The organism is Pseudomonas sp. GP01-A4 (genome assembly GCF_058780865.1).
The window spans coordinates 19,272-27,604 of record NZ_JBYSWF010000079.1; the positions used below are offsets into that span (position 1 = coordinate 19,272).

At 63.5% G+C, this 8,333-nt stretch carries 7 protein-coding genes; 4 read left to right on the top strand and 3 right to left on the bottom strand.

Going from position 1 to position 8,333, the window contains the following annotated elements; genetic code table 11:
* Window positions 1–66: 66 nt before the first annotated feature.
* Complete coding sequence (gene trmA, locus AC3WKX_RS29955) at window positions 67–1,146, bottom strand: tRNA (uridine(54)-C5)-methyltransferase TrmA (protein WP_102605483.1); 1,080 nt, start codon at window positions 1,144–1,146, stop codon at window positions 67–69.
* Window positions 1,143–2,438: an NCS2 family permease gene (locus AC3WKX_RS29960; RefSeq protein WP_003215557.1), complete on the bottom strand. Its 1,296-nt coding sequence runs from the start codon at window positions 2,436–2,438 to the stop codon at window positions 1,143–1,145. Before AC3WKX_RS29960 ends, trmA begins: the two co-directional genes overlap by 4 nt.
* A gap of 200 nt (window positions 2,439–2,638) precedes the next feature.
* Here AC3WKX_RS29960 and AC3WKX_RS29965 point away from each other — a divergent pair, with 200 nt between their 5' ends.
* From AC3WKX_RS29965 to AC3WKX_RS29980, 4 genes are all read left to right on the top strand, one after another.
* Window positions 2,639–3,091, top strand: coding sequence for a DUF4879 domain-containing protein (locus AC3WKX_RS29965; protein WP_102605484.1), 453 nt, complete (start codon window positions 2,639–2,641; stop codon window positions 3,089–3,091).
* Window positions 3,092–3,197: 106 nt separating this feature from the next.
* Window positions 3,198–3,722, top strand: coding sequence for a (2Fe-2S)-binding protein (locus tag AC3WKX_RS29970; RefSeq protein ID WP_102605485.1), 525 nt, complete (start codon window positions 3,198–3,200; stop codon window positions 3,720–3,722).
* On the top strand, window positions 3,719–4,708 hold the full coding sequence (locus tag AC3WKX_RS29975; RefSeq protein ID WP_008436634.1) for an FAD binding domain-containing protein: 990 nt from the start codon (window positions 3,719–3,721) through the stop codon (window positions 4,706–4,708). Before AC3WKX_RS29970 ends, AC3WKX_RS29975 begins: the two co-directional genes overlap by 4 nt.
* Window positions 4,705–6,888 (top strand): xanthine dehydrogenase family protein molybdopterin-binding subunit, encoded by a 2,184-nt coding sequence (locus tag AC3WKX_RS29980; RefSeq protein WP_102605486.1) that lies wholly within the window; start codon window positions 4,705–4,707, stop codon window positions 6,886–6,888. Before AC3WKX_RS29975 ends, AC3WKX_RS29980 begins: the two co-directional genes overlap by 4 nt.
* Here AC3WKX_RS29980 and AC3WKX_RS29985 read toward each other — a convergent pair.
* Window positions 6,885–8,126, bottom strand: a complete 1,242-nt coding sequence (locus AC3WKX_RS29985; protein ID WP_063026986.1) for an MFS transporter — start codon at window positions 8,124–8,126, stop codon at window positions 6,885–6,887. The genes AC3WKX_RS29980 and AC3WKX_RS29985 overlap by 4 nt on opposite strands.
* Window positions 8,127–8,333: the final 207 nt, after the last annotated feature.

Consider the following 8,333-nt stretch of genomic DNA (forward strand, 5'->3'; position numbering starts at 1 on the left):
CACCGCCATCGCGGCCTCGCTAAAGCTCGACGGCTCCCACATTTTGATCTTTGCAGTGCTGGGGATTTAACGCCGGGTCAGTAACACACCCGATTCCATGTGGTGCGTCCACGGGAACTGGTCAAACATCGCGCACTGGGTAATCCGGTGCGTGTCATGCAGTTGCGCAATGTTCGCCGCCAACGTCTCCGGGTTGCAGGAGATGTACAGGATGTTCTCGAAGCGCCGGGTCAGCTCGCAGGTGTCCGGGTCCATGCCGGCACGCGGCGGGTCGACGAACACGCTGCCAAACTCGTAGCTCTTGAGGTCGATGCCGTGCAGGCGACGGAACGGCCGCACTTCATTCAAGGCCTCGGTCAGCTCTTCGGCAGACAAACGCACCAGGGTGACGTTATCCACCGCGTTTTCATCGAGGTTGCTCAGCGCCGCGTTCACCGAAGTCTTGCTGATCTCGGTGGCCAGCACTTTGCGCACGCGAGTGGCCAGGGGCAGGGTGAAGTTGCCGTTGCCGCAGTACAGCTCCAGCAGGTCATCACTGCGATCGCCCAGGGCTTCGAATGCCCAGTTGAGCATCTTCTGGTTCACCGTGCCGTTGGGCTGGGTGAACGCGCCTTCAGGCTGGCGATAGCTGAAGGTGCGACCGCCGACGTCGAGTTTCTCGACCACGTAATCGCGGCCGATCACATCGCGCTTGCCCTTGGAGCGGCCGATGATGCTGACGTTCAGGTCCGCCGCCAGCTTGTTCGCCGCCGTATGCCAATGCTCATCCAGCGGGCGGTGATAGCACAGGGTAATCATCGCGTCGCCGGCCAGGGTGGTGAGGAACTCCACCTGGAACAGCTTGTGGCTCAGGGCGGCGCTGGCTTGCCAGGCGGCCTTGAGTTGCGGCATCAACTGGTTGATGCGCAGGCTGGCAATCGGAAACTCTTCAATGAGGATCGGCGTGCGCTTGTCCTCCTGGGAGAACATTGCGTAGTGGCGCTGACCCTCTTCGCGCCACAGGCGGAACTCCGCCCGCAGGCGGAAGTTCTGCAACGGCGAGTCGAAAACCTGAGGCTCTGGCGCGTCGAACGGCGCCAGCAGGTCACGCAGGCGCGTGACCTTTTCTTCCAGTTGAACGGTGTAGCTTGCGGCGTCAAAAGTCATGCGTTGAACCAGCCCAGCTTGATCACAAACAGAATCGACAGGATCACCAGCGCCGGGTTCAGCTCACGGTAGCGGCCCGAAAGCAGCTTGATGGCGGTCCAGGCGATGAAACCGAAGGCAATGCCGTTGGCGATGGAATAAGTGAATGGCATCGCCAGGGCGGTGATCACCACCGGTGCGGCGACGGTGATGTCGTCCCAGTCGATTTCGGCCAGGCCCGAGGTCATCAGCACGGCGACGAACAGCAGCGCCGGTGCGGTGGCGAAGGCCGGAACGCTGGCCGCCAGTGGCGAGAAGAACAGCGCCAGCAGGAACAGGATCGCGACCACGACGGCGGTCAAACCGGTACGGCCACCGGCGCTCACGCCCGCCGCCGATTCGATGTAGCTGGTGGTGGTCGAGGTGCCCAGCAGCGAGCCGGCCATGGCCGCCGTACTGTCAGCGATCAGCGCACGGCCCATTTTCGGCATGTGGCCGTCCTTGCCCATGAGACCCGCGCGCTTGGCGACGCCGATCAGGGTGCCGGAGTTGTCGAACAGGTCGACGAACAGGAACGCGAAAATCACGCTCACCAGGCCGATGTCCAGGGCGCCTTTGATGTCCAGTTGCAGGAAGGTCGGGGCCAGCGAAGGTGGCATCGACATCACGCCGCCGAACGGGGTGAAGCCCAGCACGATGGAGGCGATGGTCACCACCAGGATGCCGATCAATACCGCGCCCCGTACTTTCAGGGCTTCCAGCGCAACGATCAGCGCGAAGCCGAGGGTGGCGAGGATCGGCGCGGGTTGTTTCAGGTCGCCCAGGCCCACCATGGTGGCCGGGTTGCTGACCACGATGCCGGCGTTGTGCAGGGCGATCAGCGCCAGGAACAGGCCGATACCCGCCGCAATCGCCGAGCGCAGGGGCAGCGGGATGCTGTTGATGATCCATTCGCGGATGCGGAAGATCGACAGCAGGAAGAACAGCACTGCCGAGATGAACACCGCACCCAGCGCCACTTGCCAGGTGTGGCCCATGTGCAGGACCACGGTGTAGGTGAAGAATGCGTTGAGGCCCATACCCGGTGCCAGGGCAATCGGGTAGTTGGCGATCAGGCCCATCACGGTGGAACCGATGGCCGCCGCGAGGCAGGTCGCGACAAAGACCGCGCCCTTGTCCATGCCGGTCTCACCGAGGATGCTCGGGTTGACGAACAGGATGTAGGCCATGGCCAGGAAGGTGGTGACGCCCGCGAGAATCTCGGTGCGCACATTCGTGTTGTGTGCCTTGAGTTGAAACAGCTTTTCCAGCATGCCTGCTCCCTGTGACGCTATTTTGCGTCGTTATTTGTTGACCTCTAAGTCAAAGCACAAACTGCGCCAAGCGCCTGTGGTTCCAGAGAGGATCGGAAAAAGCGGCGCATCATACCAGCAGCCGAGGGCCAGTGGCGCATAGGCTTGATCATGGCCTTGAGGCATACTGCGCCGACGTTTATTACAGGGTCATCGACAGCATGAAAAAAGCCAGCGCCTGGAGTCTAGCTCTGTTCGGTTGCATCGGCCTGTGGCTCGGTGCGGCACCGGCGTGGGGCGCGCCTGCACCGGCGTTGAGCGAGGTGCGGGTATTCAAGGTTCAGTCGGCCAAGTGCACTGAAACCATTCCCGAGCGGGCCGACAGCACCCAGATGTGCACGCACCGCGGGCAGACACTGGTGTACGTGATGGAAGTCGGCCTGGGCAACAGCTCCCAGGCATTTTTCGACGGCGCGTCGGTGCCCCGTATCAGCACCACCGCCATCTGCCAGGTGGGTTCCATCAGCCAGCCATGCAGTGGCGCGGGAACGTTGATGGGCTACATCTATACGTTCCAGCTGGATAATGTCGAAGCCGGCGGCACGTTCCAGTACAGCAACACCTCGATCAACCCACCGCGCAACCAGTTGGTCACCACCCTCGGCATTCGCTGATCGCCACCCATCAATTGCCTTGAACGCTCATAACCCCGGGAAGTCGTACCGCTAAGACGGCGACTTCCCAGAACGCCGCGATTGCACACCAATCCGTGAGGTGTTTATGAGCGCAACCCCCAATGGCGCGGCGGCCAAGCCGTTCGTCAGTCATCCGATACGCCTGACCCTCAATCGGGACCCCATTCAACTGGATGTATTGCCCTGGACCACCCTGCTGGACCTGCTGCGCGAGCAACTGGACCTGACGGGCACCAAGAAGGGCTGCGACCACGGCCAGTGCGGTGCCTGCACCGTGTTGCTCAACGGTAAGCGGGTGAACGCCTGCCTGACCCTGGCGGTGATGTGCGACGGTGCCGAGTTGATCACCATCGAAGGCCTGGCCTCGGGCGACGACCTGCACCCGATGCAACAGGCCTTTATCAAGCACGATGCCTTCCAGTGTGGCTACTGCACGCCGGGGCAAATCTGCTCGGCGGTGGGCCTGGCCCGTGAAGGCCGCGCCCACGACACCGCGCAGATCCAGGAACTGATGAGCGGCAACCTTTGCCGCTGCGGCGCCTACAACAACATCCGCGATGCCATCGAAGAAGCCTTGCCGGCGTGCCGCGTGCAGGGAGGTGAGCAATGAATCCCTTCCATTACAGCAAGCCGGCCGACGTGCAGGAGGCGGTGCACCTGGTCAGCCCGGCGTCGCGGTTTATCGCCGGTGGCACCAACCTGCTGGACCTGATGAAAGAGAACATCAGCCGCCCGGAGCACCTGATTGATATCACCGGGCTGCCACTTCGCGACGTGGAAGAAACTCCCGAGGGCGGCTTGATGATCGGTGCCCTGGTGAGCAACGCCGACCTGGCCTGGCACCCGCTGATCGAAGAACGCTACCCGCTGCTGTCCCAGGCCATCCTCGCCGGCGCCTCGCCGCAATTGCGCAATATGGCCAGTACCGGCGGCAACCTGCTGCAACGCACCCGTTGCTACTACTTCTATGACGCTGCCGTGCCCTGCAACAAACGCGAGCCCGGCAGCGGTTGCCCGGCGCGGGTCGGTTTGAACCGCATCCACGCGATCCTCGGCGCCAGTGACCAGTGCGTTGCCACCCATCCTTCTGACATGTGCGTGGCCCTGGCCGCCCTGGATGCGCGGGTGCATGTGCAGGGCCGGGGTGGTGCGCGGGTCATCGAGTTCGCCGACTTTCACCGGCTGCCGGGCGATGCGCCCCAGCGGGATAACCAGTTGGCCGACGACGAACTGATCACCGCCATCGAGTTGCCTGCCGACCACCTGGCTGCCCACAGCCACTATCTGAAAATCCGTGACCGGGCTTCCTACGCCTTCGCCCTGGTATCCGTCGCGGCGGCGCTGGAGCTGGATGGCGATGTGATCGTCGACGCCCGCCTGGCCCTGGGCGGCGTCGCCCACAAGCCATGGCGTGATCGCGCGGTGGAAGCCGCGCTGATCGGCCAGTCCGTCAGCCGCGAAACCTTCAGCACTGCCGCCGAAACCCTGCTGCTGGACGCCGAGCCGCTGGAGCACAACGGCTTCAAGATCAAACTGGCACGCCGCGCGATCATTCGCGCCCTGAGCGATGCCGCTGTTGCAGGAGCCACGTCATGAGCGCAATCGGCAAACCGTTGGACCGGGTCGACGGTCTGCTCAAGGTCACCGGGCAAGCGCGCTATGCCGGTGAGTTTCCCGAGGATGGCTTGCTGCACGGCAGCGTGGTGTCGAGCAACATCGCCAGGGGCCGGGTCATCCGCATTGATGCGTCCCAAGCCCTGGCGCTGCCCGGTGTGGTGATGGTGCTTGATCACCTCAACCGCCCGAAGCTGGCCAGCTACGACGACAGCTACGCGGATGCCGATGCTGCCGACGGCTCGCCGTTTCGCCCGCTGTACAACGACCGTGTGCTCTACAGCGGCCAGCCGTTGGCATTGGTGATTGCCGATAACCTGGAACTGGCGCGCCACGCCGGTTCCCTGGTGCAGATCGAATACGCCGCCGAGCCTGCCGAGACCGATCTGCTGGCCTTGCAAGAGCAGGCGCACCCGTCGCCGCAAACACCGCCCAAGCCGCGCGGCAACTTCCAGGCCGAATGGGCCGGCGCCGCCACCCGCCTGGACCTGCACTACAGCACGCCCATCGAACACCATAACCCCATGGAACCCCACGCCAGCACCGTGCTTTATCAGCCGGACGGCACCCTGCATATCCACGACAAGACCCAGGGCCCGCAGAACTGCCAGGCCTATGTGCAGAAAGTCTCCGGCCTGGATAAAAGCCAGGTGCGGATCTTCGCCGCGTTCGTCGGCGGCGCCTTTGGTTCAGGTCTGCGCCCGCAGTACCAGTTGCCGCTGGCAGTGATGGCATCGCTGGCCCTGAAGCGTTCGGTGCGCGTCACCCTCACGCGCCAGCAGATGTTCACCTTCGGTTATCGCCCGCGCACCTTGCAGCGCCTGCAACTGGGTGCTGCCGCCAATGGCCGCTTGCTTGCCCTGGGCCACACCGCCATCGGCCAGACCTCGCGCTTCGAGGACTTCAGCGAACACGTGGTGGAATGGAGCGGCATGCTCTATCGCTGCGATAACGTGCTGCTGACCTACAAGCTGGTGCCGCTGGACGTGTTCACACCGCTGGACATGCGCGCTCCCGGCGCAGCGCTGGGGGTGATCGGCCTGGAATGCGCCATGGATGAACTGGCCTGCGCCCTGGGCATCGACCCGGTGCAATTGCGGCTGATCAACTATGCCGAGCGCAATCAGAACGAAGACAAGCCCTGGTCCAGCAAAGCGTTGCGCGAATGCTACAGCGAAGGTGCCGAGCGTTTTGGCTGGAGCCAGCGCAACCCGGAGCCGCGAAGCATGCGCGATGGTCGCCAACTGGTTGGTTGGGGCATGGCCGGCGGGGTGTGGGAGGCCCTGCAAATGAAAGCCAGCGCCAAGGCGCGGATCGACCACCTGGGCAAGCTCACGGTCAGCAGTGCCACCACCGATATCGGCACCGGCACTTACACGGTCATGGCGCAGATCGCCGCCCAGGCCAGCGGCGTGCCGGTAGGCGATGTGACGTTCCTGCTGGGGGATTCATCGCTGCCGACGGCGCCGTTGCAGGGCGGCTCGTTTACCGTGTCGTCGGTGGGCAGCGCGGTGCAACAGGCCTGTGAAGCGTTGAACGCCAAGCTGTTGGACATTGCGCGCAAGACGTACCCGGCGTTCAAAGACGCTGAGTCGGCGCGGTTTGAGAATGGCCAGCTGCACGCCGGTGACCAGCGCATCTCCCTGGCGCAATTGGTGCAAGACAGCGGCGAGCAGGCGCTGGAAGTGCAGGTGGATTGCGAGCCGGGCAAACAGCGCGAAGGCTATGCCTCTGCCACGCATTCGGCGGTGTTTGTCGAAGTGCGGGTGGATGAGGACCTGGGCACCATCAAGGTCAGCCGGGTGGTCAGTGCGATTGCGGCCGGGCGGGTGGTCAATCCGAAGATGGCCCGTAGCCAGATTCTCGGCGGTGTGGTCTGGGGCATCGGCATGGCGTTGCATGAGGAGACCCAGGTCGATCACGCATTGGGTCGCTCCATGAACCACAGCCTGGCCGAATACCACATTCCGGTAAACGCGGATATCGGCGAGATAGATGTGCTGTTTGTCGAAGAACACGACGAGATCGTCAACGCCCTTGGTTCCAAGGGCGTCGGCGAGATCGGGATAGTCGGGGTTGCGGCGGCGGTGGCCAACGCGGTGTATCACGCCACCGGCAAGCGGGTGCGGGACTTTCCCGTCACCCTCGACAAGGTCTTCTAAACCTTGGCGGGTTCTTCCACCGGCACATGCATGCGGTCGCGGTTGGCCAGGGTCGGGAACAGTTTGATCCAGACCCCGGTCACCACCAGCGTGCCGATGCCGCCCATGACCACGGCGGGCACGGTGCCGAACCAGTGGGCGGTGATCCCGGACTCGAACTCGCCCAACTGATTCGACGCGCCGATAAACAGCCCGTTGACCGCGCTGACCCGGCCGCGCATTTCGTCCGGGGTTTCCAGTTGCACGAACGAGGCGCGGATCACCATGCTGATCATGTCCGCTGCGCCCAATACCACCAGCACCGCCAGGGAGAACCAGAACGAGGTCGACAGGCCGAACGCGATGGTGGCTACGCCAAACACCCCGACCGCCGTAAACATGATCCGCCCCACATGCCGGTCGACGGCAAACCGCGCCAGCCACAACGACATCAACAACGCCCCGACCGCTGGCGCCGAGCGCAGCAGCCCAAGGCCCCACGGCCCGGTCAGTAAAATGTCCTTGGCGAACACCGGCAGCAAGGCCGTGGCGCCGCCCAGCAATACGGCGAACAGGTCCAGGGAAATCGCGCCGAGGATGTCCGGCCGACTGCGGATAAAACGAATCCCGGCCAGCAACGAATCCATGGTCGCCTTGGCCTTGTTCAGCGGCGTCTGGCGCGCGGGCAGGTTGAGGGTCAGCACGCAGGCGATCAGGTACAGCACCACCGTGGGGCCGTAGACCCAGACACTGCCAAAGGCGTACAGCAGACCGCCCAGCGCCGGCGCCACGATGGTGGCCAATTGCTGCGCCGACTGCGACGACGCCACGGCGCGGGGAAACAGTGCAGTGGGCACGATGCTCGGCAGCAGGGCCTGGGTGGTGGGCATTTCAAACGAACGCGCCGCGCCCAGCAGGAACGCCAGGATGAAAATCATCTCGCGGGTGACATTGCCGGTCAGTCCGCCGATTGCCAGGGATAGCGCGATCAACGCTTGAACGGTCTGGCAGATGGCTGCGACCTTGCGCCGTTCATAGCGGTCGGCCACATGGCCGGTGTGCAGCATGAACAGCACCCGCGGTACGAACTCCACCAGGCCGACCAAACCCAGGTCCAGCACGTTGCCGGTCAGTTGGTAGAGGTTCCAGCCGATGGCCACGGTGAGCATCTGGAAACCGCTGGCGGTGAAGATCCGCGCCAGCCAGAACGCGATGAAAGGGCGGTGGTGACGTAACAGCAGCGCGGGTTCACTGGGCATCGGGGAGACGGGTCTGGGTGGGGGAACGGTGAGGTTATCACCAACTTGTAACCAATAGTTGCGTGGTGGGTTGGGGGGATGAGATATGTTCAGTCTGGCTGAGTACATATCCGTTTCTTCGGTAACGGCCACTTATGGTTCCGCTCTTACAGCGGGTCACTTTTGGCAAACGCCCCAAAAGTAACCAAAAGGTCTTTGCCCCACCAC

Coding starts and splice junctions, on each gene's coding strand:
- trmA (WP_102605483.1), bottom strand. CDS start 1,146: ATGACTTTTGACGCCGCAAGCTACACCGTTCAACTGGAAGAAAAGGTC.
- AC3WKX_RS29985 (WP_063026986.1), bottom strand. CDS start 8,126: ATGCCCAGTGAACCCGCGCTGCTGTTACGTCACCACCGCCCTTTCATC.
- AC3WKX_RS29965 (WP_102605484.1), top strand. CDS start 2,639: ATGAAAAAAGCCAGCGCCTGGAGTCTAGCTCTGTTCGGTTGCATCGGC.
- AC3WKX_RS29980 (WP_102605486.1), top strand. CDS start 4,705: ATGAGCGCAATCGGCAAACCGTTGGACCGGGTCGACGGTCTGCTCAAG.
- AC3WKX_RS29970 (WP_102605485.1), top strand. CDS start 3,198: ATGAGCGCAACCCCCAATGGCGCGGCGGCCAAGCCGTTCGTCAGTCAT.
- AC3WKX_RS29960 (WP_003215557.1), bottom strand. CDS start 2,438: ATGCTGGAAAAGCTGTTTCAACTCAAGGCACACAACACGAATGTGCGC.
- AC3WKX_RS29975 (WP_008436634.1), top strand. CDS start 3,719: ATGAATCCCTTCCATTACAGCAAGCCGGCCGACGTGCAGGAGGCGGTG.